Origin of the sequence: Micromonospora sp. WMMD723 (assembly GCF_049863385.1) — a bacterium.
Lineage (GTDB): Bacteria > Actinomycetota > Actinomycetes > Mycobacteriales > Micromonosporaceae > Micromonospora > Micromonospora wenchangensis.
Window position 1 is genome coordinate 3,849,164 of record NZ_JBMKNR010000001.1, and the last position, 25,337, is coordinate 3,874,500.

23 protein-coding genes are annotated in these 25,337 nt (G+C 73.4%); 10 read left to right on the forward strand and 13 right to left on the reverse strand.

Annotation, left to right across the window (positions count from 1 at the left end):
* Positions 1-3 precede the first annotated feature (3 nt).
* Complete coding sequence (locus ACN261_RS17385) at positions 4-456, reverse strand: GNAT family N-acetyltransferase (protein WP_421486410.1); 453 nt, start codon at positions 454-456, stop codon at positions 4-6.
* Positions 457-577: 121 nt separating this feature from the next.
* Between ACN261_RS17385 and ACN261_RS17390 the strand changes: the two genes are divergently transcribed.
* A complete protein-coding gene (locus ACN261_RS17390) occupies positions 578-1,075 on the forward strand; it encodes a potassium channel family protein (protein ID WP_357928182.1) in 498 nt (165 codons plus the stop codon).
* 84 nt (positions 1,076-1,159) lie between these two features.
* Here the strand turns inward: ACN261_RS17390 and ACN261_RS17395 are convergent, their stop codons facing one another.
* Both ACN261_RS17395 and ACN261_RS17400 read right to left on the reverse strand, forming a co-directional pair.
* The gene (locus ACN261_RS17395) at positions 1,160-2,740 is read right to left on the reverse strand and encodes an alpha/beta hydrolase (RefSeq protein WP_425851060.1); all 1,581 of its coding nucleotides are present in this window, start codon (positions 2,738-2,740) and stop codon (positions 1,160-1,162) included.
* 32 nt (positions 2,741-2,772) lie between these two features.
* Positions 2,773-3,888, reverse strand: a complete 1,116-nt coding sequence (locus ACN261_RS17400) for an ATP-dependent DNA ligase (RefSeq protein ID WP_425851062.1) — start codon at positions 3,886-3,888, stop codon at positions 2,773-2,775.
* Positions 3,889-4,023: 135 nt separating this feature from the next.
* Between ACN261_RS17400 and ACN261_RS17405 the strand changes: the two genes are divergently transcribed.
* The 3 genes from ACN261_RS17405 to ACN261_RS17415 all read left to right on the forward strand — a co-directional run bounded on the left by ACN261_RS17405 (position 4,024) and on the right by ACN261_RS17415 (position 5,555).
* Complete coding sequence (locus tag ACN261_RS17405; RefSeq protein WP_204924018.1) at positions 4,024-4,233, forward strand: hypothetical protein; 210 nt, start codon at positions 4,024-4,026, stop codon at positions 4,231-4,233.
* Positions 4,234-4,481: 248 nt separating this feature from the next.
* Positions 4,482-4,904 (forward strand): SRPBCC family protein, encoded by a 423-nt coding sequence (locus ACN261_RS17410; RefSeq protein ID WP_425851064.1) that lies wholly within the window; start codon positions 4,482-4,484, stop codon positions 4,902-4,904.
* A gap of 153 nt (positions 4,905-5,057) precedes the next feature.
* Positions 5,058-5,555: a DUF1990 family protein gene (locus ACN261_RS17415; protein WP_421486415.1), complete on the forward strand. Its 498-nt coding sequence runs from the start codon at positions 5,058-5,060 to the stop codon at positions 5,553-5,555.
* Between the two features lie 127 nt (positions 5,556-5,682).
* Here ACN261_RS17415 and ACN261_RS17420 read toward each other — a convergent pair whose 3' ends face one another.
* From ACN261_RS17420 to ACN261_RS17460, 9 genes are all read right to left on the reverse strand, one after another.
* The gene (locus ACN261_RS17420; protein WP_425851066.1) at positions 5,683-6,603 is read right to left on the reverse strand and encodes a DNA-3-methyladenine glycosylase family protein; all 921 of its coding nucleotides are present in this window, start codon (positions 6,601-6,603) and stop codon (positions 5,683-5,685) included.
* A 403-nt stretch (positions 6,604-7,006) separates the two neighbouring features.
* Entirely contained in the window at positions 7,007-7,675 is a 669-nt protein-coding gene (locus ACN261_RS17425; RefSeq protein WP_363656353.1) for a COG4315 family predicted lipoprotein, read from the reverse strand.
* A gap of 207 nt (positions 7,676-7,882) precedes the next feature.
* On the reverse strand, positions 7,883-8,665 hold the full coding sequence (locus tag ACN261_RS17430; protein ID WP_421486419.1) for an anti-sigma factor family protein: 783 nt from the start codon (positions 8,663-8,665) through the stop codon (positions 7,883-7,885).
* Positions 8,662-9,366, reverse strand: coding sequence for a sigma-70 family RNA polymerase sigma factor (locus tag ACN261_RS17435; RefSeq protein ID WP_088645463.1), 705 nt, complete (start codon positions 9,364-9,366; stop codon positions 8,662-8,664). The genes ACN261_RS17430 and ACN261_RS17435 overlap by 4 nt, the downstream gene beginning before the upstream one ends.
* Before the next feature lie 82 nt (positions 9,367-9,448).
* Entirely contained in the window at positions 9,449-10,306 is an 858-nt protein-coding gene (locus ACN261_RS17440) for a spermidine synthase (protein WP_421486420.1), read from the reverse strand.
* Positions 10,307-10,334: 28 nt separating this feature from the next.
* Positions 10,335-11,300 carry a hypothetical protein gene (locus ACN261_RS17445; protein ID WP_204924024.1) on the reverse strand — a complete coding sequence of 322 codons (966 nt, stop codon included), beginning with the start codon at positions 11,298-11,300 and terminating at the stop codon, positions 10,335-10,337.
* 146 nt (positions 11,301-11,446) lie between these two features.
* Complete coding sequence (locus ACN261_RS17450; protein ID WP_421486422.1) at positions 11,447-13,921, reverse strand: AAA family ATPase; 2,475 nt, start codon at positions 13,919-13,921, stop codon at positions 11,447-11,449.
* Positions 13,921-15,069: an exonuclease SbcCD subunit D gene (locus tag ACN261_RS17455; RefSeq protein ID WP_421486423.1), complete on the reverse strand. Its 1,149-nt coding sequence runs from the start codon at positions 15,067-15,069 to the stop codon at positions 13,921-13,923. Before ACN261_RS17455 ends, ACN261_RS17450 begins: the two co-directional genes overlap by 1 nt.
* Before the next feature lie 12 nt (positions 15,070-15,081).
* A complete protein-coding gene (locus tag ACN261_RS17460; protein ID WP_421486425.1) occupies positions 15,082-16,842 on the reverse strand; it encodes an ATP-binding protein in 1,761 nt (586 codons plus the stop codon).
* Between the two features lie 442 nt (positions 16,843-17,284).
* Here ACN261_RS17460 and ACN261_RS17465 point away from each other — a divergent pair, with 442 nt between their 5' ends.
* On the forward strand, positions 17,285-18,829 hold the full coding sequence (locus tag ACN261_RS17465; protein WP_421486426.1) for a M4 family metallopeptidase: 1,545 nt from the start codon (positions 17,285-17,287) through the stop codon (positions 18,827-18,829).
* Positions 18,830-18,935: 106 nt separating this feature from the next.
* Here ACN261_RS17465 and ACN261_RS17470 read toward each other — a convergent pair whose 3' ends face one another.
* Entirely contained in the window at positions 18,936-19,721 is a 786-nt protein-coding gene (locus tag ACN261_RS17470; protein WP_421486428.1) for a pyrimidine reductase family protein, read from the reverse strand.
* 150 nt (positions 19,722-19,871) lie between these two features.
* Between ACN261_RS17470 and ACN261_RS17475 the strand changes: the two genes are divergently transcribed.
* The 5 genes from ACN261_RS17475 to ACN261_RS17495 all read left to right on the forward strand — a co-directional run bounded on the left by ACN261_RS17475 (position 19,872) and on the right by ACN261_RS17495 (position 25,333).
* Complete coding sequence (locus ACN261_RS17475) at positions 19,872-20,417, forward strand: plasmid pRiA4b ORF-3 family protein (RefSeq protein WP_421486430.1); 546 nt, start codon at positions 19,872-19,874, stop codon at positions 20,415-20,417.
* A 253-nt stretch (positions 20,418-20,670) separates the two neighbouring features.
* The gene (locus ACN261_RS17480) at positions 20,671-21,963 is read left to right on the forward strand and encodes an ABC transporter substrate-binding protein (RefSeq protein WP_421486432.1); all 1,293 of its coding nucleotides are present in this window, start codon (positions 20,671-20,673) and stop codon (positions 21,961-21,963) included.
* A 118-nt stretch (positions 21,964-22,081) separates the two neighbouring features.
* Positions 22,082-23,050, forward strand: coding sequence for a carbohydrate ABC transporter permease (locus tag ACN261_RS17485; RefSeq protein WP_204924032.1), 969 nt, complete (start codon positions 22,082-22,084; stop codon positions 23,048-23,050).
* Between the two features lie 10 nt (positions 23,051-23,060).
* Positions 23,061-23,903 (forward strand): carbohydrate ABC transporter permease, encoded by an 843-nt coding sequence (locus tag ACN261_RS17490; protein WP_421486433.1) that lies wholly within the window; start codon positions 23,061-23,063, stop codon positions 23,901-23,903.
* Positions 23,900-25,333, forward strand: a complete 1,434-nt coding sequence (locus ACN261_RS17495; RefSeq protein WP_421486434.1) for a GH1 family beta-glucosidase — start codon at positions 23,900-23,902, stop codon at positions 25,331-25,333. The genes ACN261_RS17490 and ACN261_RS17495 overlap by 4 nt, the downstream gene beginning before the upstream one ends.
* The last annotated feature ends 4 nt before the right edge of the window (positions 25,334-25,337 follow it).

Sequence of the window (25,337 nt, forward strand, 5' to 3'; positions counted from 1 at the left end):
CTGTCAGAGGGGAAGTTTCATGCCCTCGTGGCTGGCGACGAAGCCGAGGCGTCGGTAGAACCGCTGCGCGTCGGCGCGTGACTTGTCGGTGGTGAGCTGCACCAGCCCGCAGCCGCGCCGCCGGGCCTGGTCGATCGCCCAGGCCATCATCGCCTCGCCCACCCCCTGCCCGCGCAGGTCGGCGCGGACCCGGACCGCCTCGACCAACGCCCGTTGCGCGCCGTGCCGGCCCAGCCCCGGGATGTAGGTGAGCTGGAAGCAGCCGACGACCTCGCCGTCGCGTTCGGCCACCACCTGCTGGTTGCGCGGGTCGGCGGTGATGTCGGCGAAGGCCCGCTCGTACGCCTCGTCCACCGTGGCGTGCTCGCGGGTGCGGCCGAGCACGTCGTCGGCGAGCAGGGCCAGGATGGCGGGCAGGTCGGCCCGGACCGCCTCGCGCAGGGTCACGTCGGTCATGACCGGCAGCCTGTCACAGCACCCCGCCCGGTCGCCGGGCGCAGGTGGGTGGCCCGGCCTGCGGTCGGTCGTCGGACGCTCGACGGGCGGCGGTGGCGGCCGGGGTGCAGCATGGTGCGGCATGGAGCTGTTGCTGCTGCCGTTCCGGTGGGTCTACCGGGGCCTGGTGTACTTCGCCAACTCGCCCCGGACGCTGATCACGTCGTACCTGTTGATGATCGTGGTGGCCGGGGTGATCTACGGCCAGGTGGAGCACCGCAGCGCCGCCGACGCCGTCTGGTGGGCGGTGGTCACCGCCTCCACCGTCGGGTACGGCGACATCTCGCCGACCACCTGGGCGGGACGGGCCCTCGCCGCGTTGCTGATCTCCACCATGGTGCTGCTGGTCATCCCCCTGATCACCGCACACTTCGCCAGTCGGCTCATCGTCGACGACGACGCGTTCGAGCACGTCGAGCAGGAGGAGCTGAAGAACGACGTGCGGCGGATGCGGGCGTTGCTGGAGGAGTTGGCCGCCCGGCAGGGCATCGTGCTGCCGGAACCGCCGCCACCACCGGCCCCACCGGACCACGCGACCCTCGTCCGGCAACGGCTACGCGGACGCCGCAACCGCCGCTGACCCACCGACGGGGACCGCTCCGGCCGGTGCGGCGACAGCCGCCCGGTGGGGAGTCCCGTGGCCCGGTGGCGGTTGTCGCCCCGGTCAGCGGGCGGGGCAGCGCAGCCCCTCCCGGGGCACGGTGAGCGAGATCAGGTAGGCGTCCACCGCCTCGGTGATGCAGGAGGTCTGCGGGTAGGCGGTGTGCCCCTCGCCCTCCCAGGTGAGCACCCGCCCGACCCCCAGCATGTCGGCCAGCCGGGCGGTCTGCTCGTACGGGGTGGCCGGGTCACCGGTGGTGCCCACCACCACGATCGGCGGCGCGCCGTCGGCCCGGCCGGTCGGGTACGGGTCCCGCCCGCCCGGCCACTCGACACAACCGAACATGCCCACCGCCAGGGCCGGGCCGAACAGCGGATACTTCTGCCGCCACTCGGACTGCAATTGGCGGATCTGGTCGACGCTGGGCTTCTCGGTCTCGTCGGCGCAGTTCACCGCCAGGTTGGCGTCGAAGAGGTTGGAGTAGTGCCCGTCCTCGCCCCGTCCGGCGTACGAGTCGGCGAGCTTGAACACGTCGGTCGGGTCACCCTCGTCGAGGCGGTCGATCGCCCGGGCCAGCTCCTCCCAACCCGACTCGGTGTAGAGCGAGGAGATCACCGCGTAGAAGACCCACCCGGAGGTGGCCTCCCGCCCGTCGGCACCGCGTACCGGGGAGACCTTCGCCTTGTCGATCGCCGAGGTGACCGCGCCCCGGGCGTCCGGGGCGATCGGGCAGCGCCCGGCGTTCGCCGCGCACCACCTGTCGAAGTTGTCGAACGCCCGCTCGAAGCCCCGGGCCTGGCTCTCCGAACCGGCCACCAACTGCTGGCGGGGGTCGACCGCACCGTCGAGCACCAGCGCCCGGACCCGCTGCGGGTAGAGCTGCGCGTAGGTCGCGCCGAGCAGGGTGCCGTAGGAGTAGCCGAGGTAGGTGAGCTTGTCGTCGCCGACGGCGGCCCGGACCGCGTCCATGTCCCGGGCGGCCTGCTCGGTGCCGTAGAGCGGGAGCTGGTCGCCGTACCGGTCGCCGCAGCCCCGGCCGATCCGCCGGTTGAGCGCCTGGTAGGCGTCGAACGACTGCTGGCTGCGCGGATCGGGGTCGTAGCCGAAGCTGGCGTCGAGGTCGGCGTCGGAGATGCACTTCACCGGGCTGGACCGGGACACCCCGCGCGGGTCGAAGCCGACGATGTCGAACCGGTCGGTCACCGCCGTGGGCAGCCCCCCGAACGACGGCCCGAACGACAGGTAGACGGCGGTGTCCACGCCGGACCCGCCCGGCCCGCCCGGGTTGATCACCAGGGAGCCGATCCGGTCCCGCTGCTTGGTGGAACGGGCCCGCAGCAGCGCGATCTCGAAGGTCTCGCCGCTGCCCGGCCCGGCGGTCGCCCCCGTGCCGGTGCCCCAGTTGCGTGGCACGGCGATCCGGGCGCACTCGTAGCGCATGCCCGGGGCGCCCCGGCCCACGAGGTCGTGGGCGACGTCGGGGCAGGGCCGCCAGGTGGGCCCGGCACCGGTCACCGCCGCCGACGAGTCCTCGGCGCGCGGGGCGAACGCCGGCATGGTGCACCCGGTGACGAGCAGCGCGCCCGCGACGAAGCCGGCCAGGGCGAGCCGGAACCGGCGGTTGCGGCGGGCGGTGCTGGTCACCGGCGGACCTCCATGATCGGGTAGCAGTCAGGCTACGCCGGGGTGTCGGCGGCCGGCGGCACGGTCGCCGTCGGATCGCCCCGGAGCACCTGGTCGACGTCGAAGCGCACCGGACGGTCGAGCTGGTCGTAGCGGCAGGACCGGGGATCGCGGTCCGGCCGCCAGCGGACGAACCGGGCGGTGTGCCGGAACCGGTCGCCCTCCATCGCGTCGTAGCCGACCTCCATCACCAGCTCGGGCCGCAGCGGCACCCAGTCGAGGTTCTTGCCGCCCGTCCACCGGCTGACCCCGCCCGGGATCCGTTGGCCGCGCTCGTGGTCGCCGTGCACCCACGGGTGGGCGTCGACACCCTCCCGGTAGGGGGCCAGCTCGTCGAGCAGCTCCTGCCGGCGGGCCATGGTGAACGACGCGCTCACCCCGACGTGGTGCAGCACCCCGCCGTCGTCGTAGAGGCCGAGCAGCAGCGAGCCGACCACCGGGCCCGACTTGTGCCAGCGGAACCCGGCCACCACCACGTCGGCGGTCCGGGCGTGCTTGACCTTGGCCATCAGCCGCTTGCCGGGCTGGTAGGGCAGGTCGGCCGGCTTGACGATCAACCCGTCGAGGCCGGCGCCCTCGAACACCTCGAACCAGCGCCGGGCGGTCTCCGGGTCGGTGGTGACCTGGGTGACGTGCACCGGCGGCCGGACCCCGGCCAGCGCCCGCTCCAGGCGTTCCCGTCGGGCCGGGTAGGGCTCGTCGACCAGCAGCTCGTCGTCGAGGGCGAGCAGGTCGAAGGCGACGAAGTCGGCCGGGGTCGTCTCGGCGAGCATGGCCACCCGGGAGGCGGCCGGATGGATCCGCTGGGCGAGCTGCTCGAAATCGAGCCGGGGCTGACCGCCCGGACCGTCGCGCCGGATCACGATCAGCTCGCCGTCGACCGCGCACCGGGTGGGCAACTGCGCCCGGACCTGCGCCACCACCTCGGGAAAGTAACGGGTCATCGACTTGCCGCCTCGGCTGGCCAGCTCGACCTCGTCGCCGTCGCGGAAGGCGATGCAGCGGAAGCCGTCCCACTTGGGCTCGTAGGTCAGGCCGGGATCGGTGGGCAGGCGGGCCACGCTCTTGGCCAGCATCGGCTCGACCGGGGGGTTGATCGGCAGGTCCACGGCGACAGTCAACCAGACGGCACCGACAGTGGTGAGGCAGATCACCGTCGGTGCCGGTCCGGCGTGTCCCCGCCCGTACCGTCCGTACCTGCGGATACGGATCGCGTCCGCCCTGCCCGGAGCTAGCCTCGCCGGGTGGAGTGGCGGTGTGGTTGCTGTGGGCGCTGGCGGGTCACCGTCGAGCTGGTCCGGGGCCGGCACCGCTACCGGCTGGTGCACCGCTACCCGGACCGGTTCGGCGGCGGCAAGAACGTGCTCGGCGAGGTGGGCACGGTCGCCGAGCTGACCGACCTGCTCCACCGGCACACCCCGCTCGACCTGGCCGACCTGCGCGAGGCCGGCTGAGCCCCGAAACCGGCCGAGGTCGCGAGTCCGGTCGAGTCGCGAGTCCGGTCGAGTCGCGAGTCCGGCCGAGGTCGCGAGTCCGGCTAGTCCGTGCCCGACCCCGTGTCCGGCCGGAGGCCGGGTCGCGGTGCGGGTGCCGCGCATCGTCGGGAGGGCGACCGGAGGGTGGCCCGGTCACGATCGCTGCGGCACGCTCGTCGGGGAACCGGGCGGCACGCGGGTGCCGGCGGTGCGACCACGGAGGCGGCATGCGGTTCGAGACGGCGACCGAGATCGACGCGGACATCGACACGGTGTGGGCGGTGCAGACCGACATCGAACGGTGGCCGCAGTGGACCGCCTCGGTCCGGACCGCCCGCCGGGGCGAGGCCGGGCCGCTGGTCCTCGGGTCCACCGCCCGGCTGGAACAGCCCCGGCTCCGCCCGACGTCCTGGCGGGTCACCGAGATCGACCCGCCCCGCTGCTTCGTCTGGGAATCGACCACCCCGGGGGTACGCAGCCGGGGCGAGCACCGGATCGTCGCGCTGCCCGACGGCCGGGTCCGGGTGGAGCTGGCCCTGGAACTCACCGGCCCGCTCGCCGGGCCCGTCGGTTGGCTGGGCGGCCGGCTGGTGCGCCGCTACCTGCGGCTGGAGGCCGACGGCCTGCGGCGGCGCTGCGAAGCCGGCTGAGCCCCGGCCGGGGTACGTGCGACCCGTCGGTGTCCCTGCCCACCACCGCGCGGGACGGCACCGGCCGACCGCCACCCGCCGCGCCCGCACCACCGCCCGGGTCGCCGGTCGACGGCACCGGCCCTAGGCTGACGGTGACCCTGGGGAGGCGCGGTGACCGAGTTGACGTATCCCGAGGTGGGGGCGACCCGGGGCGGGGTGCTGCCGGCGGGCTACCACCACCTGCGGCACCGGTGCGCGCTGCCGCCCGGCGGCTTCCCGGTCGCCGCCGAGGCCGTGTTGAGCTGGCGGCTGCACCGGGCGGCCGGGGTGCGGATGCGCACCGACGCGGTGCGGGCCGCACCCGGTGTCCGGGTCACCCCGGGACTCGGGGTGGGTCCGCTGCGGGTGTGGGGGCCGTGCGAGGTGGTCTGGGTGGTCGACGACGAGCGGGAGGCCGGCTTCGGCTACGGCACGCTGCCCGGCCATCCGGAACGCGGGGAGGAGGCGTTCCTGGTCCGCCGTGACGCCGACGGCGCGGTCAGCTTCGAGGTCACCGCGTTCAGCCGGCCGGACCGTTGGTTCATGACCGCCGCCGGGCCCGCCGGTCGCGCCGTCCAGCACGGGTACGCCCGCTGGCTGGCCCACACCCTGCGCCGCCTCGTCCGCTGACCGGCCCCACCCGGCGCGGCCGCTCCGGTCGCCGGGCCCGTGGCCAACGCGACGGGGCCGAAACAGCGGCATCCGCCCGCTGCGATACCGCAATCTCGGCGACACAGCCCCCGCCCCACCCCGGGCGTCAGAAGCGGGCGAAGGAACGGATCGGCATCCGGGGGCCGAACCGGGGTGCCTGGATACCGGCGGCGGCCAGCAGCAGGCAGACCCGCCCCCGGTGGCCGCGGAACGGGGCGAGCAGGTCGAGCATCCGGGCGTCGTCGCCGCGCGCCTCACCGGCCAGCGCCCAGGCCACCGTGTTCGGCACGTGGTAGTCGCCGACGCTCACCGCGTCCGCATCGCCGTAGGCGACCCGGACCACCTCGGCGGCGGTCCACGGGCCGATGCCGGGGACGGCGGTGAGCCGCCGGGTCGCCTCGGCGCTGTCGACGCAGCGTTCCAGCCGGTCGGCCAGGGCGGCGGCCCGGCGCAGCGTCTCGGCCCGGCGCTGCTCCACGCCGAACGGGTGGAACACCCAGTACGGGGCCGCCGCCACCCTCGCCGCGTCGGGCGGCAGCAGCAGCGGCTGGAACGGCCCCGGCGCGGGCTCGGCGAAGTGCCGCACGGTCGCCGCGTACGCCCGGTACGCCTCCGTGCCGGTGACCTTCTGTTCGAAGACGGCGCGCAGCACCCGGGGGAAGACCTGCCCGGTGGCGGGCATCCGCAGCCCCCGGTGCCGGGCGGCCAGCTCGGCCACCAGCGGGTGGGCGGCGGCCACCTCGGCGAACCCGGTCAGGTCGTCACGCAGGCCGGCGACGGCGTCGGCCCGGTCGACCACCCAGTCCGCGCCCGGCCCGTGCCCCTCGGCCAGCAGCTCGCCCGCCTCCGGGCGCAGGGTCAGGGTGGCCGGACCGGCCGGGGTGCGGGTGGCCCACCAGAACGTGCCGGCGACGATCCGCGCACACGGGTCGTACGGGCTGAAGGTGAGGGCCCGGACCGAGGCGGTCAGCCGGTAGTCGGCCGGCGGTCGCAGCACCCGGCGTGCTGCCGGCTCGTCCCAGGTCACCCCGCCACTGTGCCATGGTCGCGGGGGACGGACGGCCCCGCCCCGTACCGCCGGGGAGGGTGACCGGGGCGGAAATGGACGACACCGCCGACGCCCTGCGCGTCGGCGGTGTCTCCATCCCGGAGCGGACCGGCCGCCCGAGCGGCCGTGGGTGCGGGGTTGGGGGGACCTTCGGTGGCGCGCGCCCGCTGGCGTGTGGCGCGTCCACCGCCCTGGCCCGTTCCGGGGGTCTGGTGGGGGAGGGACCGGCGGGTGGGTACCGCGACACCGGCCCGACCAGGGGGCCGGCGTCGCGGCCCGGACCGTCCGACGCTGCCGGTTCGTCGACGGTCCTGATCCGTGACGGTGGCCGGTCGCGCCCTCCCCGGCTGCGACCGGCCACCGTGTCCCGGCTGACGCAGGATCAGTAGGTGTAGTCCCCGCCGCTGTTCGAGCCGCCCGAGTCGCCGGCCGCCGGCGGGGCGACCGCCTTCGGGGTGCCGGTCGGCAGGCAGGTCAGGTTCTTCTTGCCGTTCGGGTCGACCACGAACCAGGTGCCGCCGACGCCCTGGCCCTTCCACTGGCCCGGCTTCTTGTCACCGATGTAGCGGTAGACCGGCCAGCCGCCGATGGTGATCTGACGGGTGCCGTCCTGGCGGGTGACGGTGCCGACCTTGTCGTCGGAGACGCCCTGCAGCTGCGGGTTGCCGTCGGTCAGCGCGGGCGGCCAGACCTGCGCGCACTTGTCGACGCAGTTCGACGACGGCGGGTCGTCGGAGTCCTTGTCGAAGCGGTAGAGGATGAAGCCCTCCTGGTCCACCACGACCCGGCCCATCCGGGCGATCTTCTTGCCGACGAGTTCGTCGGTCAGCTGGACGTTGGCCGGCGGCGGCGCCTGGTCGGCGGCGGGGGCGCCGGAGGGGCCGGGAGAGGCCGAGGTGTCCGGCTCGACCGACGCGGTGGGTTCGGCCGCGGCGACGGCGACCGGCTCGGCGACGCTGGAGTTCGCTCCGTCGTAGCCTGCGGGCGCGCAGGCCGTAAGTGCGACCACCGCGCTCGCGACGATGACGGTCGTCCGCTTGATCTTTGCCACGTGCCCTCCTCATTCTTGGCGGTTCACCGAGTAGTACGGAGCGTCCACTGTCAAGGTTGAACGATCGACAGTGGGCCATTTCACATCGCCATCGTTGAACCGTTCCGGCCGGTCGTACGTGTGCGCGAGCAGAGGCACCCCTGCGCCCGGAAAGCCGAAACGGCGTCGGCCCGCAGCGGGCCGACGCCGTTTCCGACGGAAGGTGTCTCAGGGCACGACGGTGACCAGCGGGCTCGCCACGCCGTTGGCGTCCACCGACTGCACCTGCAACTTCGCGATCTCGCCGCGCGGCGCCGAGGTGGACGCCTCCAACTGGAGATCCTGCGGGTTGGCCGTGGTGCCGTAACCCGTCCCCGGCACCGCCCAGGTGGAGACCACCTCGGTGGTGTCGTTCTTGCGGACCACCACCAGCCGGCAGGTGCGCGGGCCGGGCAACCGGGTCAGGTTGAACCCGATCCAGGTGCCGTACTCCTTGCTGTCCAGCCACATCGTGGTCTTCACGCCGGTGCTGCCGTCGGTGGCGTCGAACTGGTCACCCTCGATCTCGGTGCCACCCACCGCCGGCCCCGACCGGGTCGGCTGCGGGCTCGCCGGACCGTCCACCGGCGTGGACCGGCTCGGCTCGGCGACCACCGCGTTGCCACCGCCGACCGTACCGCCGAAGGTGGCGACCCCGATGCCGCTGAGCGCGCCGACCGCCACCACCGCGGCGGCCATCGTCAGCACCTGCCGGAACCGCGCCTTGCGCCGGTGGGTCCGGACCGCCGACAGGGTACGGTCCAGCAGCCGTGGATCCGTCGCGGTCTGCTCCATCGCCATCATCGTCTCGCCGTCGATGTCGGAGAGCAGCCCCACCACCGGGACCATCGTCTCCAACTCGGCGGCGCAGGCCCAGCAGGTGGCGAGGTGTTCCTCGAACCGTTCGGTGTCCTGCACGTCCAGGACGCCGAGCGCGTACGCGGCGACATCCATATGGTCTGCCCGGCTCATTCCGTCACCCCCCTCTCCTGTAGGGCCGTGCGCAGCGCGCGCAGCGCGTAGTAGACCCGCGACTTGGCGGTACCCAGCGGCAGGCCCAACTCCTCGGCCGCCTCCGGCACCGTCCGCCCGCGGAAGTACGTCGCCACCAGGATCTCCCGGTGCGACTGACTCAGCGTACGCAGTGCATCCGCCACCGTCATGGTGCGCAGCACCCGGTCGGTGCTGTCCGCCTCGGCGAACGCCGTCAGATCCCGGTCGTACGTCTCGGGTGGGCGGGCCTGCTCGCTGCGGTGCTCGTCGATGGCGATCCGCCGGGCCACCGTGACCAGCCAGGGCCGTAGTGAACCCTGCCCCTGCACGCCCAGCCGGTGCGCGTTGCGCCAGGCCCGCAGCAGCGTCTCCTGCACGATGTCCTCGGCGCGTTGCCGGTCACCACCGGTCAACCGCATCACGAACATCAGCAGCGGGCCGGCGTGCTCGGCGTAGAGCAGCCGGACCAGCTGGTCGGAGTGGCTCGCCTCGGGCGTCGTCGCCGGGGCCTGGTGCCGCCCGGGCGTCGATCGCGGGGTCACCGGGCCATTCTGGCGATCGGTGGGACCGGCGTCGACCCCCCGGCTGGACCTCGACGCACGCGACTGCGGCTGAGCCCGGGCGAACATCCACCCTGGCCTGGCCAGTTCACCGTGCAAGCCGGCCGCGACCGCACTCATCCAGACCTCCTGCTGTCCACCGACATCAGCGGGCCCACGGGGAGGGCGCCGACCGTTGATACGGACCGCTCTTCCCAGCGGATCAACGGCGGACCGAAAAAATTCCGGGCGGCGGCGGCAGCGAGTCGGTGGCGTCCGCGTCGGTGACCACGGCGGCACCGGCGACGAACCGGTCCAGCTCGGCACCGGCCAGCACCCGCCCCGGGAACCAGTCCCCGGCCGCGCGCCGGGTCAGCTCCGGCACCGGCGGCTCGACCCGCCCGGCCACCAGCACCAGGTTGCCGTGCCGCCGCCCGCGCAGCACCGCGGCGTCGCCGACCAGGGCGGCCCGGGGCAGCACCTGACGGACCGTGGCCACCTGGGCACGGGTGTGCCGCAACGGCGGCCCGTCGGCCAGGTTGGCCAGGTACCAGCCGGCCGGCGCGAGCACCCGGGCCACCTGTGCGGCGTACTCCGCGCTGGTCAGGTGGGCCGGGGTGCGCGCACCGGCGAAGACGTCGGCGACCACCACGTCGTACGACGCGTCGCGGCTGGACTCCAGGGTGGCGCGGGCGTCGGCGACGCGGACCTTCAGCCTCGGGTCGGTCGGCCAGGGCAGCTCCCGCCGGACCAGCTCCACCAGCGCGCCGTCCACCTCGGCGACCCGCTGCGTCGACCCGGGGCGGGTCGCCTGGACGTACCGGGGCAGGGTCAACGCGCCGCCGCCCAGGTGCAGCACCCGCAGCGGGGCACCCGGCGGGGCGATCAGGTCCAGCGCCGCGCCGAGCCGCCTGACGTACTCGAACTCCAGGTGCGTCGGGTCGGCCAGGTCCACATGCGACTGCGGCGCGTCGTCGAGCAGCAGCGTCCACGAGCGCGGCCGGTCCGGGTCCGGCACCAGCTCCGCCCGGCCGGTGGCCACGTCCACGACGATCCGGTCGTCACCCCGACGGCGGCCCATCAGCGGGTCCCGCCGCTACGGCTGGCCATCAGCGGGTCCCGCCGCTACGGCTGGCCATGGTCAACGCCCGGTGCAGCAGCCGCGCGTCGCCCAGCATCCCGCGCAGCCGCCGCTCCAACCCGGCGATCGGCACCAGGTTCTGCGGCGCGCGCGGGTCCTTGTACGGCGAGGAGGCGAACCGGGGCAGGGTGACCAACGACAGGTCGGCCAGCGCGACCGCGTCCTGCGGTTCGAGGTCCGGCGAGCACTCCAACCGGACGATCCCCGCCCACGGCGCACCCACCGCCACCGGCAGCCGCAGGTACCACGACCAGCCGCCCCAGGCGGTGCCCAGCCGGAACACCGGGGACCGCTGGCCGGAGCCCAGCCCGGTGACCACGGCGGTGAGCCGGGCGTCGAGATACTGGCTGTGCTGCGTCTTGATGTAGCCCAGGGTGCGCGGCAACTGCCGGCGTGCCCGCAGCGGGCCGTCCACCACCAGCAGGTCCCCGTCGGTGCGGGCCGCGTCGGACACGGCAACCTCCAGGGCGGTCAGCGGGGCCTGCACCGCCGCCGGCAGCTTGCTCAGCTCACCGGTGCCGCCGACCCGGTGCACCGGGTAACGCACCTGCCCGCAGGTCACCTCCTGCGCCGACGGGCTCGCCGTGAACAGCCCCCGCCCCACCCGCGCACCGGCCAGCTCCGCCGCGCCGCGCTCCAGGTCGCAACGGACCACCCCGGCCGCGTACGAGGCGGCGATCCCCGGGTACGAGGCACCGTCCTCCTCGGCCGTCCACACGCTGGCGTCGATCCGGCGCACCCCGTCGACGAGCAGCACCACGTCCGGGGCGGCCACCCCGGAGCGGGGGCCGATCGCCCGCCAGTCCACCGCCGGCAGCTCCACGTCGGTGTCGACCTGGGTGCTGCTCGGCGCGACCGGCCCGCCCGGGGTCGCCTCGAACGACGCCCCGTAGGACGGGTCCCAGGCGTCCACGAACAGCTGCGGCCCGGTCACGTCACCGCCCCACGAACCGACGCCCCACTCACGGGACCCGCCTTTCGTTCGCGACTGCGGGGCTCCGCTGCGCTGCACTCCTCGCGCTCACGGTGCTCGCCTTTCGTTCGCGGCTGCGGGGCTCCGCTGCGCTGCACTCCTCGCGCTCACCGGCCGGTCCGTTCGACGTGGGCCGTGCGGGCGTCCTTGCGGACCTCGAAACGCACCGGGATGCGCTCGGCCAGTGCCGGCACGTGGGTGACCACGCCGACCATCCGGTCGCCCCGGGCGGCCAGACTCTCCAGCGTGGCGGCGACGATGTCCAGGGTGGCCGCGTCGAGGGTGCCGAACCCCTCGTCCAACACGATCGACTCCAGGCTGGCCGCCGTGGTGGACATCCCGGCGAGCTGCTCGGACAGCGCCAGCGCCAGGGCCAGCGACGCCTGGAACGTCTCCCCGCCGGACAGCGTCCGCACCCCCCGGCGCAGTCCCGCGTCGTGGTGGTCGACCACGAAGAACTCGCCCTTGTCGTGGACCAGGTCGTACTGCCCCTGGGACAGCTCCCGCAGGATCCGGGAGGCCCCGTCGACCAGCAGGTCCAGCGCCTCGGCCAGCAGCCACCGCTCGAAGTTGTTGGCCCGCAGGTGCCCGGCCAGCGCCCGCGCCGTACGCGCCTGCCGTTCGTGCTCGGCGCGTTGTTCCCGCAGCTCGACGGCCTGCGCCCGGCGTTCGGTGATCCGCCGCAGGTCGGCCCCGGCCCGCTCGGCGGCCACCGCCACCGCCTGCGCCGGGTCGTCGGCGGGGGGCAGCCCGGCGGCGGTGAGCAGGCCACCGATGCGGTCCTCCACCGCCTCGGCGGCCGACTGCGCCTCGGTCACCGCGGCGACCAGCCCGTCCCGGTCGACCCGTCGCTGCCGGGCCTGCGCGCCGGCCCACTGCACGAGGGTCGTCCAGGCGGCGGCCACGTCGTCCCGGTCGGTGGCCGGCGGGCCGAACCGGGCCAGCCCGTCGCGGGTCGTGTCGAAGTCCCGCCAGGCGGCCCGCAGCCGCTCCTCGGCGGTGTCCGCCGCGCCCCGGGCCCGGCGGGCGGCGTCGCGGCCGGTGCGTACCGCCACCGCCGCCTCGTCCAGGGCCTGCCGCAGCCGGGCGTGCTCGGCGAGCTGGTCGCGCAACGACGCCGGGGTGGCCGCCCCGGCGAGCTGCCCGGCCAGCTCGGTCAGCCGGCCGTGCAGCTGGTCGTGTTGGGCCCGCAGCCGCACCAGCGCCCGTTCCTGCTCCCGGGCCGCCGCGTCCCGCTCCTCCACCAGCGCCAGCGCGGCCTTGCTGGCCGCCCGCGCCGCCTTGCCGGCTGCGGTGGCCGCGGCCACCGCCGAACCGGCCGGCACCGCCGGCACCCGGTCAACCGGCTGCTCGCAGACCGGACAGGTCCCGCCGTCGACCAGGTGCGCCCGCAACGCGACCGCCTGGTCGACGGTCTTGGCCTCCTCGTGCGCCCGGAACGCCGCCTCCAGTCCGGCCTCGGCCCGCGCCGCCGCCTCCCGGGCCGCGCCGAGCGCCGTCGTCGCCGCGTCGTGCCTGGCCTGCGCCGCGTCGAGAGCCGCCCGGAGCGTGTCCGCCTCGCCGGTCAGCCGTTCCGCGTCGGCGTGCGCCCGCAGCAGCAGCCGCAGCGCGCTCTCGTCGCCCGCGCCGGCCAGCTCGCCGCGTAGCTTCTCCTCCTGCTCCTCGGCCAACGCCACGGTGCGGGTCGCCGCGTCGACCGCCTCCCGCGCCGTGCTCACCGCGCGGGCCACCTCGGTCACCCCGGTCGGGGCCCGCACCCCGGCCAGCCCGGCCAGGTCGGCGTCGAGCGCGGCCAGCGCCGCCGTCGCCTCACGCGCCGCCGCCCGGGCCCGCTCCCGCTCCGGTACGGCCGCCGCGACCGCCGCCGCCAGCTCCCGCACCCGGTCGACCCGGTCGGACGCGGCGGCCAACGTCTCGTCGTCGACGTCGGTCAACCCGGCGAGCATCCGGGCGACCGCCTCCAGCTTCGCCTCGGCCTGCCCGGCCCGTTCGGTGGCCCGCTTCTGCACGTTCTCGTAGACGCCGAGGCCGAGCAGGTTGACCAGGATCTGCTGCCGGGTGGCCGGCTTGGCGTGCAGGAAGTCGGCGAACTGCCCCTGCGGCAGCACCACGCAGGAGGTGAACTGCTCGTACGGCAGCCCGACCGCGTCCAGCACGGCCGGTTCCATCTCGGCCGGGGTGCCGGCCAGCACCTCGCCCAGGTCCTCCGGGCTGAGCCCGGTGTCGAGCTTGGTCACGTCGAACCCGGGCGGCATCAGTTGCAGCCCGGCGTTGGCGGTCTTGACCGCGCCCCGGCCGTCGCGGCGGACCACCCGGGTCGCCACGTACCGGTCGCCGGCCGACTCGAAGACCAGCCGGACCCGGGCCTCCACCGCCGACGGGGCGAGCGCGTTGGCCAGCCCCCGCGCCCCACCCCAGCGGGGCACCGCACCGTAGAGGACGAAGCAGATCGCGTCCAGCACCGTCGATTTGCCCGAGCCGGTCGGCCCGACCAGGGCGAAGAAGTCGGCGTCGGTGAAGTCGACGGTGGTCTCGTCGCGGAAGACGGTGAAGCCGGCCAGGTCCAGCCGCATCGGTCGCATCAGCGCTCCACCTCCTCCAGCAGCTCGTCGAAGAGGTCCCGGACCCCGTCGTCCTCGTGGCCCCGGCTGCCCAGGTAGTCGGCGAACAACTCCCGGGGCGAGCGGCCGGCCCGCTGGGCGACCCGGGTGCCGCTGCCCGGCGTGGGCAGCAGCTCGGGGTCGATCCGGATCTCCAGCGCGCGGGGGAACAGCTCCTGCACCTCCTCCCGCAGTCCGGCCCGGGGCTGTTCCCGGACGAACACCCGCAGCCAGCCCTCCGGCGGGTCCGCGGCGGCCAACTGGGCGAGCGTGCCGCGGACCGTGCGCAGCGGCACCGCCGCCGCCACCGGCACCTCCCGGATCCGGGCGGCCGAGGTCGCGCCCACCTCGACCAGCGTCACCGAGCAGACGTTCTCCTGCTCGCCGAAGTCGACGGCGATCGGGCTGCCGCTGTAGCGGATCGGGCACGGCCCGATCACCCGCTGCGAGCGGTGCAGGTGCCCCAGCGCCACGTAGTGCGCGGTGCCGGGGAAGACCGACGCGGGCACCGCGTACCCGAGGACGGTGTGCGCGTCGCGTTCGCCGCCGCCGGTGCTCGCCCCGACGACGGTGAGGTGGGCGGTGACCAGGTGCACCCGGTCCGGCTCGGTGAACCCCTCGGTCAGCTTCTCCAGCACCCGGCCGAGGTGGTCGGCGTAGGTCTGGGTGGCCTCGGCGGCGGTCAGCTCGTACATCTCCACCGCGCGGACGGCGTACCGCTGGGACAGGAAGGGCAGCGCGGCGAGCTGCCAGCGTTCGCCCGCGGCGGTGACCCCGTCGACGACGTGTTCGGCCGGGTTGTCCCGGACCCCGCCGCGCAGGGTGATGCCGGCCGCCTCCGCCCAGGGGCGCAGCGCGTCGAGGGCGTTGCCGTTGTCGTGGTTGCCGCCGATCGCCACCACGTCGGCCCCGGTCCGCCGCAGCGCGGTCAACGCCCGGGTGACCAGCCGGGTCGCCTCCGGGCCGGGGGCGGCCGTGTCGTAGAGGTCACCGGCGACGATGACCAGGTCGGGGCGTTCGGCGTGGGCGATCTCGATCACCCCGGCGAGCACCTGCTTGTGCTCCTCGGCCCGGGACTGCCCCTTGAGGACCTTGCCGACGTGCCAGTCGGAGGTGTGCAGGATCTTCATGCGGCCGGCCCCCTAGAACGGAATGTCGTCGTCGACGCCGCCCGAGCCGACCACGGCGAACGGGTCGATCGCGCCGGTGATCGAGCGCAGCGTCTCCGACGGGGCCCGACCGGCCTCGGACACCCGGGTCGCCCAGGCGGGGAAGGGGAACTCCAGGCACAACGGGACCGGGATGTCGGGCTGGTTGACGAACATGGTGCCCGGCTTGGCCAGCAGGGCGCGTTGCCGCTGGGCCGGCGGGAGGAAGCCGTACTCCGGGCGGGACGCCTCGGCCGGGTCGAGCCGGCCGACCACCCGGATCGCCGAGTTGGTGACGATCCGCCGCTCGACCTCGCTGGCCGTCTGCTGCGCGCCGACCAGGATCACCCCGAGCGAGCGGCCGCGCTCGGCGATGTCGAGCAGCACCTCCTTGATCGGGGAGGAGCCCTCGCGGGGGGCGTACTTGTTCAGCTCGTCGAGGACGACGAAGAGCAGCGGCTTGGCGGTGCCGGCCTTCTCCTTGCGTTCGAACTCGCCGCGCAGTGTCACGCCGACCACGAAACGCTGCGCGCGGTCCGGCAGGTTGTGCAGGTCGACCACGGTGACCTGGGCGCTCTCGGCGGTGTTGATGGAGTGCGGGCGGCGGGTCGCCAGGTCGCCCCGGATCAGCCGGCCGAGGTCCTTCTTGCTGCCGATCAGCCGGCGGGCGAACGCGTTGACCGTGCCCAGGCCGACCGCGCTGCCCGCCCAGTCGCCCCGGGTCTCGTCGTCGTTGAGCTGCTCGACGACGTGGTCGACCAGGTCGGCGTAGGAGCCGAGGCGCACCCCGTCGACGCTGACCCCACCGTCGGCGGGCTGGGCGTAGCGGGCCAGGTGGGCGGTGACCGAGTGCACCACCATCGTGTACTGCTGGCGTTCGTCGTCGGCGTCGGCGAAGACGTACGGCAGGAGGCGGTCGGCACAGAACTCGCTGAGCGTCCAGTAGAAGGCGTCGACGCCGGTGAGCCGGCTGCTCACGTCGGGGGTGCCGGAGGCGTCGCCGACCCGGGGCGGGGCGTACACCCGCACGTCGGGGAACGCGCCGGCGGCCAGCCCCAGCCTGGCGTACGCGGCCCGGGTGGTGTCGTCCAGGCGGGCGTTGGGGTGGTCGAGGAAGAGCAGGTCCTCGCCCTTGACGTTGAAGATCAGCGCTTTGGCGTTGACCGCGTCGCCGCCGAGCACCCCGGAGCGGAACACCGAGTAGAGCAGGAAGGTGGCGAAGCTGGTCTTGGTGGCGACCCCGGAGATGCCGGAGATCGACACGTGTGCGCCCCGACTGCCGTCGAGGAAGTCGGCGTTGAGGTAGACCGGCACGCCGTCGCGGCCCATCCCCATCGGGATGCGCCGTTCCATCCGGTCGAAGTGCAGCGCGCGGGCGCGGGCGTCGCCCTCGGCCCGGTGCACGGTGGCGCCCGGCGCGGGCGGCACGTACAGCTCGGGGTCGACCCGGGTGGTGGTGATCTCGGCGGCCTCCTGCACCTGGGCCGGGAGGGTGCCGTCGGCGATGGCGAAGACGTCCGACTCGAACTGGGCGCCCTCGTGCCGGGCGCGGACCTGGGTGACCACCCCGGCGATGGTGACCGGCTCCCGGTCGGGCAGGTCGCGCCGGGTGACCACGACGTCGTCGAGCTGGAGGTAGCTGCCGGGGGAGACGGCCGTCCAGAACTGCAACGGGGTGGCGTCGGCGGTGCCGAGCACCCGGCCGACGGGCTCGCCGGGGCTGTCGATCCGGCCGTCGGTCCGGTCGTCGGTCATCCGCGGGCTCCGGTCAGCTGGTCGTCTCGGTCAGGGCGCACGCCCTGCATCCTGCCCGAGGAGTGCGACAGGTTGCCACGCGACGCGGCGGACGCCACCGGCGGGCCGCCGTCGACGTCCGGCCGACCACCGCCGTGGCCGCCGTTTTGGTGACCGCAGGGGACGGTGCGGTCACCATCGGTCGACTTTTTCCCGTGCGGTGGGGGCGTTTGCGCAGGTGGCGGGCCCGGCGGAAATCCGGGGAAAAAAATCCCCGCGCAGGGCGTGACAGAAACCGACCGGTTGGGCTCAGAATAGCCACAGCTGACATCGAGGATCTTCTTGCTTCGGTGCCGGCCGTCACGTCCGTAACCTGCGGACACGTGACCGGCCCACGGTGAAGGACCGGCGGGCCGCCGTCAGTCGGCACCCCCCCGACTGTCCCTGTGGAGGCAGAACCCCCATGCGTCGAACCCCCCTGCTGAGCGGCCTCGCCACGGCCGCCCTCCTGGCCACCGCCGTCACGGTGCCCACCGCGGCCACCGCCGCGCCCGCCGGCCCCGCAGCCGACCCGTTCACCCGCGCGGTCGCCCAGCTCAAGGCCCACTCCGGTGCCGGCCTCGCCGCCGACGGGCAGACGTTCACCCCGCGCAACGTGGTGACCGACGCCGACGGCACCGAGCACGTCCGGCTCAACCGCTACTCCGACGGCCTGCCCGTCCTCGGCGGCGAGGTGGTCGTCCACCTCGGCAAGGGCGACTCCTGGCGCGGCGCCACCCACGGCCTCGCCAACGCCCCGCAGCGTTCCCCGAAGGCCAAGGTCAGCGAGGCCGCCGCCAGCAAGATCGCCTTCGCCGCGTCGACCGCCACCGGCCGCTCGGTCGCGGGCGCGCAGCTGGTCTTCGACGCCGGTGCGACCGCGACCGCCCTCGCCTACGAGGTGGTGGTGGGCGGCACCCACGCCGACGGCACCCCGAGCGAGCTGCACGTGCTGGTGGACGCCACCACCGGCGCGGTCCGCGACTCGTGGGAGGGCGTGCAGCGGGAGGGCACCGGCAACACCTTCCACTCCGGGTCGGTCTCGGTCGGCAGCACCCAGTCGGGCAGCACCTACCAGCTCACCGACGCGGCCCGGGGCAACCACCGCACCTACGACCTCAACGGCCGGACCTTCGGCACCGGCACGCTGGTCGCCAGCGCCACCAACGTGTTCGGCGACGGCACCCTGAACAACCGGCAGACCGCCGCCGCCGACGCCGCCTTCGGCGCGCAGAAGACCTGGGACTACTACAAGAGCGCGCACGGCCGCAACGGCATCCGCAACGACGGTGTCGGCGCGTACAGCCGGGTGCACTACAGCAGCAACTACGCCAACGCCTTCTGGCAGGACTCCTGCTTCTGCATGACCTACGGCGACGGCGGCTCCGGCTGGTACCCGCTGACCTCGCTGGACGTGGCCGGGCACGAGATGACCCACGGCGTCACCAGCAACACCGCCGGGCTGCGGTACAGCGGCGAGTCGGGCGGCCTGAACGAGGCCACCAGCGACATCTTCGGCACCCTGGTCGAGTTCTACGCGGCCAGCGCCAAGGACCCGGGCGACTACCTGATCGGCGAGAAGCTGCGCAGCACCGGCACCCCGCTGCGCTACATGGACAAGCCCTCCAAGGACGGCAAGTCGGCGGACTGCTGGAGCAGTTCGGTGGGCGGCCTGGACGTGCACTACTCCTCGGGCGTGGCGAACCACTTCTTCTACCTGCTCGCGGTGGGTAGCGGCACCTCGTCGTACGGCACCAGCACGACCTGCAACGGCACCACGGTCGCCGGCATCGGCAACACCAAGGCCGGGGCGATCTGGTACCGGGCGCTGACCCGCTACATGACCTCCACCACCAACTACAAGGGCGCCCGGACGGCGACCCTGTCGGCCGCGACCGACCTGTACGGCGCGACCAGCGCCGAGTACAAGGCCGTCGCCGCCGCCTGGGCGGGCGTGAGCGTCAGCTGACCCCCGGGGCCGGCGGCGACCCGCCGGCCCCGACGTCCTCGACGCGGGGCGTGGGCACACCGACCGGGTGGCCCACGCCCCGCGCCGTGTCCGGGGGAGGGCGACGTCAGCCGACGGGCGCGGCCCCGGCGGTGCCGACGCCGGGCGCGTCGCGGGCGTACCGCAGCATGAGTACGCCGTCGGCGGCGGCCAGCGTGTGCCGCAGCGGCAGCGGGCGGGGCGGGCTGGCCGGGCCGGCCGTGATCCGCCCCGGGCCGGCCCCGGCCAGCAGCGGGGCGACGGTGACGCAGAGTTCGTCGACGAGGTCGGCGGCGGTGAGCGCGCCGAACAGGTGTGGGCCGCCCTCGCAGAGCAGTTGTCCCAGGCCCCGCTCGCGCAGCGCGGCCAGGCCAGCGGCGAGGTCGACGTCGTCGCGGCCGACCCGGACCAGGTCGACGACGTCGGTGAGGCCCGGCGGAGCGACGGCCGTCGCGGTGGTCACCACCACCGGGCGCACCGGCGCGTCGGCGAACGCGGCCTGGGTCGGGTCGAGCCGCAGCGACCGGGAGACGACCGCCAGCGTCGGGTACTCGGCCAGCCCGTGCGCGCGTCGCCAGGCCCGGCGTTCCGGGCTGAGCCGCACCGCCTTGTAGCCCTCGTGGCGCAGCGTGCCGGCGGCCACCAGCAGCCCGTCGCAGAGCATCCGGAGCAGGCCGAAGACGCGCTTGTCCGGCTCGCTTGACAGGCCGGCGGAGTAGCCGTCCAGGGTGACCGCGCCGTCGGCGCTGGCCACGAAGTTGACCCGCAGCCGGGGGGTGTCGGCGCGGGCGTAGAGCGCGGTCAGTGCCGCGTCGTCCAGCGGGCCGTCGGCGGGTGTGGGCCAGATCCGCCGGATCGGGATTCCGACGCTCATTCGCCGGCCGGACCGGTGACCGGAGGGGTGGGTGCGGGGGTACGGTGCTGGCAGTCGCACCACTTCCGGCCGGGGCAGTCGTCGTGCCGCCGCTGTCGGCACGCTCGGCAGATCATGCCGGCAGCCTATGCGGTGGGTGGAGGGGGCAACATGTCACGTCAGATCTTCCAGCTGAAGGTGTCCCTCACCGGGGTGCGCCCGTCGGTCTGGCGGCGGGTGCTGGTCCCCGGCGGCTACACCCTCGACCGGCTGCACCGGGTGGTGCAGCACGCGATGGGCTGGCGGGACTGCCACCTGCACGCGTTCGAGATCGACGGGGTGCAGTACGGCGAACCCGACCCGGACGCCGAGCCGGTGGTGCACGACGAGCTGGACACCCGGCTGGACGCGGTGGCCGGCAAGGGCAGCCGGTTCGGCTACGTCTACGACTTCGGTGACTGGTGGGAGCACGAGCTGGTGGTGGAGGACGTCCTCGCCGCCGACCCGGACGAGCGTTACCCGAGCTGCCCGCAGGGGGCGCGGGCCTGCCCGCCGGAGGGGGTCGGTGGCCCGGCCGGTCAGCTCCTGCTGCTGGCGGCGCTGGCCGATCCGCACCATCCGGAGCATGTCACGATGCGGGACTGGGTGGGCCCCGGGCACGACCCGGCGGCGTTCGACGCCGGGCGGGCGACCACCCTGCTGCGCCGCTTCTGTTGATCTGCGTCCCCGCCGGGGGTCATCACATCAGGCGCGGTAAACGCGATAGCTGGTAACGATCTGGGAACGCTCCCAACGGTCTATTGACACCCCCGACACCTCCCGGCAATCTCATGGGAGCGTTCCCAAGGGCGTGGCGCGGATCACCCGCGACCCTCCCGGACCGATCGGCGATCACCGCCGGACCGGCCAGGACGTGCGACAGCACCCCCCACCACACACCACCCAGCCTCACCATCGAAAAGGGGTCAGGATGAGCGTCACCACGCGGCGTAACCGGTTCGCGGTCGCCGCCCTGGCCGCAGTAACCGCCATCGGCGGTCTCGCGGCCTGCGGCAAGGACGACGAGCCTAAGGAGGCCGGCGGCAAGCCCAGCAAGCTGGTCGTCGACACCTTCGGCGAGTTCGGATACGACGAGATCGTCAAGCAGTACGAGAAGGACACCGGTATCAAGGTTGAGCTGCGCAAGACCGCGCAGCTCAACGAGTACCGGCCGAAGGTGGTCCGGGCGCTCGCCACCGGCAAGGGCGCGGCGGACGTGACCGCCCTCGAAGAGGGCATCCTCAACGAGTTCAAGACCAACCCCGCGAACTGGGCCGACCTCGCGCCGCTGATCGCCGACCACAGCAAGGAATACCTGCCGTGGAAGTGGGAGCTGGGCAAGGCGGCGGACGGCCGGCTGATCGGCCTGCCCACCGACGTCGGCAGCCTCGGCGTCTGCTACCGCAAGGACCTGTTCGCCGCGGCCGGTCTGCCGACCGAGCGGGACCAGGTGGCGGCGCTCTGGCCGGACTGGAACGCCTTCATCGAGACCGGCAAGAAGTACCGGGCGGCCACCAACAAGGGCATGATCGACTCGGCCACCACCGCGGCCAGCGCGGTCATGGTGCAGCAGGGCGGTGACCTGTTCTACGACAAGGAGGACAACGTCATCGCCGACAAGAGCGCGGCGGTGAAGACCGCGTGGGACACCGCGGTCGCGATGTCCGACGCGAAGATCTCCGCGAAGAGCGCCACCTGGTCGCCCGAGTGGTCGGCCGGCTTCAAGCAGGGCACCTTCGCGGCCACCTTCTGCCCGTCGTGGATGCTCGGTATCGTCGCCGACAACTCCGGCCCGGAGAACAAGGGCAAGTGGGACCTGGCGCCGGTTCCCGGCGGCGCGGGCAACTGGGGCGGCTCCTGGCTGGCCGTGCCGGCCCAGAGCAAGTACCCCAAGGAGGCGGCCAAGCTCGCCGAGTACCTGACCAACGCGAAGAGCCAGGTCGAGGCGTTCAAGCTCAAGGGCCCGCTGCCGACCAACCTCGAGGCGCTGAAGAACCCGGAGTTCACCAGCTACACCAACGAGTACTTCAGCGGTGCGCCGACCGGCAAGATCTTCGGTGAGAGCGTCGAGAAGATCCAGCCGCTGCACCTCGGCCCGAAGCACCAGGCGATCAAGGAGAACGCGTTCGAGCCGGCCCTGCGCTCGTACGAGAACGGGCAGTCCCCCAAGGACAAGGCCTGGGAGCAGTTCCTCAAGGACGCCAAGACCCAGGGCGCCTTCTGATCACTGCACCACCACCGGCGGTGGCGTCCGGGCATGTCCCGGGCGCCACCAATGGCGTCCCCCCGTTCCACGTACCGCCCGCCTCACCGGCCCCGCCGGAGCCGGGAAAGGACCCCGCATGAGCCTCTCGGCCACGACGGCGCCGCCGTCGCCCAGCGCACCACCCCCCACACCTCCCCGGCGGCGCAGCCGGGCGATCACCCTGAACCGCCTCGACCTGAAGCTCTCGCCCTACCTCTACATCGCGCCGTTCTTCGTGATCTTCGGCATCTTCGGGTTCTACCCGATGCTGCGCACCGCGTGGATGTCGCTGCACGACTGGGACCTCATCGGCGACCACAGCTTCATCGGGTTCGACAACTACACCCGGCTGTTCACCGACGAGTACTTCTGGAACGCCACGATCAACACGTTCGGCATCTTCATCCTGTCGACGATTCCGCAGTTGCTCCTGGCGCTGTTCCTGGCCACCATGCTCAACCGCACCTTCCTGCGGGCCCGGACGCTGTTCCGGATGGCCATCTTCATGCCCAACGTGGTCTCCGTCGCCGCGGTGGCGATCGTCTTCGGGATGCTCTTCCAGCGCGACTTCGGTCTGATCAACTGGGTGCTCAGCCTGGTCGGCGTCGACGCGGTCGACTGGGACGCCCAGAAGTGGAGCTCCTGGACGGCCATCGCCTCCATGGTCAACTGGCGGTGGACCGGCTACAACACGCTGATCCTGCTGGCCGGCATGCAGGCCATCCCGAAGGACCTCTACGAGGCCGCCGCGATCGACGGCGCGAACCAGTGGAAGCAGTTCTGGCGGATCACCCTGCCGATGCTGACCCCCACCTTCGTCTTCGTGGTCACCCTGTCCACCATCGGTGGGCTCCAGCTCTTCACCGAGCCGCTGGTCTTCGGCAACGGCAACATCATCGGTGGCGACCAGCGCGAGTTCCAGACCCTGGCGATGTACATGTACGAGCTCGGTATCGAGAACCTCAGCTCCGCCGGCTACGGCGCAGCGGTGGCCTGGGCCATGTTCGTCATGATCGCCCTGGTCTCGCTGGTGAACTTCCTGCTCGTCCGCCGTTCGGTGAAGTGAGGACCGCGCCGTGAACAAGGCATCCCAGCGCCTCTGGCGCACCAGTCCGCTGCTCTACATCGCGCTCGTCGTCGCGGTGCTCTTCTCGGTCTACCCGTTCTACTACATGGTGGTCATCGCCACCCGTAGCCTCGACCAGATCAACGACGTGCCGCCGCCGTTCACCCCGGCCGGCGATTTCGGCGCGAACTTCGGCCGGGTGCTCGACAACGACGCGGCGAACTTCCTCACCGGCCTGCTCAACTCGGTGATCGTCTCCGCGGTGGTGACCGTCTCGGTGGTGATCACCGGGTCGCTGGCCGGCTTCGCCTTCGCCAAGCTGCGGTTCCGGGGTCGCAACGCCCTGCTGCTGACGATCATCGTGACCATGATGATCCCGACCCAGCTCGGTCTGATCCCGCTCTGGGGCATGATCCAGGACCTCGGCTGGTACGACACCCTCTACGCGGTGACCGTGCCCTTCCTGGTCAGCGCCTTCGGCGTGTTCATGATGCGGCAGTACGCCATCCAGGCCATCTCCGACGAGCTGATCGAGGCGGGTCGGGTCGACGGCGCCAGCACCTTCCGGATCTTCTGGAACATCGTGCTGCCGGCGCTGCGCCCCGCCGCCGCCGTGCTCGGCCTGCTCACCTTCATGGAGACCTGGAACTCCTACCTCTGGCCGTACGCCGTGCTCACCCCCGAGAACCCGACCCTGCAGGTGTCGTTGGCGTTCCTGTCCTACGCCTACTACACCGACTACTCGCAGGTGTTCGCCGCGACCGCCATCGGCACCGTGCCGTTGGTGATCGTGTTCATCGTGTTCGGCCGCCAGATCATCGGCGGCATCATGGAAGGCGCCGTCAAGTCGTGAGCAACCCGACCCACCCGCCCGCCGTCGGCGTACTCGACCAGGGGCCGGAACTGACCTTCCCGCCCGGCTTCCTGTGGGGCGCGGCGACCGCCGCGTACCAGATCGAGGGGGCCGCCGCCGAGGGCGGCCGGACCCCGTCGATCTGGGACACGTTCAGTCACACCGAAGGGCGGGTGGTCTCCGGGCACACCGGGGACGTGGCCTGCGACCACTACCACCGGATGCCCGACGACGTCCGGTTGATGGCCGAGCTGGGCCTGAAGTCGTACCGGTTCTCGGTCTCCTGGCCGCGGGTGCAGCCCGGCGGCACCGGCGGCGTCAACCAGGAGGGCCTGGACTTCTACCGGCGGCTGGTCGACGAGCTGCTGGCCAACGGCATCGAGCCGTGGCTCACCCTCTACCACTGGGACCTGCCCCAGCCGCTGGAGGACGCGGGCGGCTGGCCGGCCCGGGACACCGCCGGTCGGTTCGCCGACTACGCGTCCCTGGTCGCGGACGCCGTCGGCGACCGGGTGAAGTACTGGACCACGCTCAACGAGCCGTGGTGCTCGGCGTTCCTCGGCTACGGCTCCGGGGCGCACGCCCCCGGGCGGTCCGACGGGGCGGACTCGGTCCGGGCCGGGCACCACCTCATGCTCGGTCACGGGCTCGCCGTGCAGGCCCTGCGGGCGAAGCTGCCGCAGGCCCAGCTCGGCGTCACGGTCAACCTCTACCCGGTGACCCCGGCCAGCGACGCCCCGGGCGACGTCGACGCCGCCCGCCGGATCGACGGGTTGGCCAACCGGTTCTTCCTCGACCCGCTGCTGCGCGGGTCGTACCCGGCGGACCTGACCGCCGACCTGGCTGAGGTGACCGATTTCGGACACGTCCGCGACGGCGACCTGGAGATCATCTCCACTCCGCTGGACCTGGTCGGGATCAACTACTACAGCCGGCACGTGGTGGCCGCGCCGGTCGCCGGCGAGGAGCCGGAGAAGTACTGGCGGGCGCCGTCCTGCTGGCCGGGCAGCGAGGACGTGCGGTTCGTCACCCGGGGTGTCCCGGTCACCGACATGGACTGGGAGATCGACGCCCCGGGCCTGGTGGAGACGCTGCGGCGGGTCCACGAGGAGTACACCGACCTGCCGCTCTACGTCACCGAGAACGGCTCGGCGTTCGTCGACACCGTGCAGGACGGTCGGGTCGACGACGTCGACCGGTTGGCCTACTTCGACGCCCACCTGCGTGCCTCGCACGAGGCGATCGCGGCCGGGGTGCCCCTGCGGGGCTACTTCGCGTGGTCGCTGATGGATAATTTCGAGTGGGCCTGGGGTTACACCAAGCGCTTCGGGATGATCTGGATCGACTACGACACCCAGGCCCGTATCCCCAAGTCCAGCGCCAGGTGGTACGCCGAGGTGATCCGACGCAACGGTCTGGCCGCACAATAGGCAG

Bases quoted from the DNA above. Each gene is read 5' to 3' on its own strand.
- ACN261_RS17385 (WP_421486410.1), bottom strand. From the start codon at position 456: ATGACCGACGTGACCCTGCGCGAGGCGGTCCGGGCCGACCTGCCCGCC.
- ACN261_RS17390 (WP_357928182.1), top strand. From the start codon at position 578: ATGGAGCTGTTGCTGCTGCCGTTCCGGTGGGTCTACCGGGGCCTGGTG.
- ACN261_RS17410 (WP_425851064.1), top strand. From the start codon at position 4,482: ATGCGGTTCGAGACGGCGACCGAGATCGACGCGGACATCGACACGGTG.
- ACN261_RS17430 (WP_421486419.1), bottom strand. From the start codon at position 8,665: ATGAGCCGGGCAGACCATATGGATGTCGCCGCGTACGCGCTCGGCGTC.
- ACN261_RS17435 (WP_088645463.1), bottom strand. From the start codon at position 9,366: ATGAGTGCGGTCGCGGCCGGCTTGCACGGTGAACTGGCCAGGCCAGGG.
- ACN261_RS17440 (WP_421486420.1), bottom strand. From the start codon at position 10,306: ATGGGCCGCCGTCGGGGTGACGACCGGATCGTCGTGGACGTGGCCACC.
- ACN261_RS17450 (WP_421486422.1), bottom strand. From the start codon at position 13,921: ATGCGACCGATGCGGCTGGACCTGGCCGGCTTCACCGTCTTCCGCGAC.
- ACN261_RS17455 (WP_421486423.1), bottom strand. From the start codon at position 15,069: ATGAAGATCCTGCACACCTCCGACTGGCACGTCGGCAAGGTCCTCAAG.
- ACN261_RS17460 (WP_421486425.1), bottom strand. From the start codon at position 16,842: ATGACCGACGACCGGACCGACGGCCGGATCGACAGCCCCGGCGAGCCC.
- ACN261_RS17465 (WP_421486426.1), top strand. From the start codon at position 17,285: ATGCGTCGAACCCCCCTGCTGAGCGGCCTCGCCACGGCCGCCCTCCTG.
- ACN261_RS17470 (WP_421486428.1), bottom strand. From the start codon at position 19,721: ATGAGCGTCGGAATCCCGATCCGGCGGATCTGGCCCACACCCGCCGAC.
- ACN261_RS17475 (WP_421486430.1), top strand. From the start codon at position 19,872: ATGTCACGTCAGATCTTCCAGCTGAAGGTGTCCCTCACCGGGGTGCGC.
- ACN261_RS17480 (WP_421486432.1), top strand. From the start codon at position 20,671: ATGAGCGTCACCACGCGGCGTAACCGGTTCGCGGTCGCCGCCCTGGCC.
- ACN261_RS17485 (WP_204924032.1), top strand. From the start codon at position 22,082: ATGAGCCTCTCGGCCACGACGGCGCCGCCGTCGCCCAGCGCACCACCC.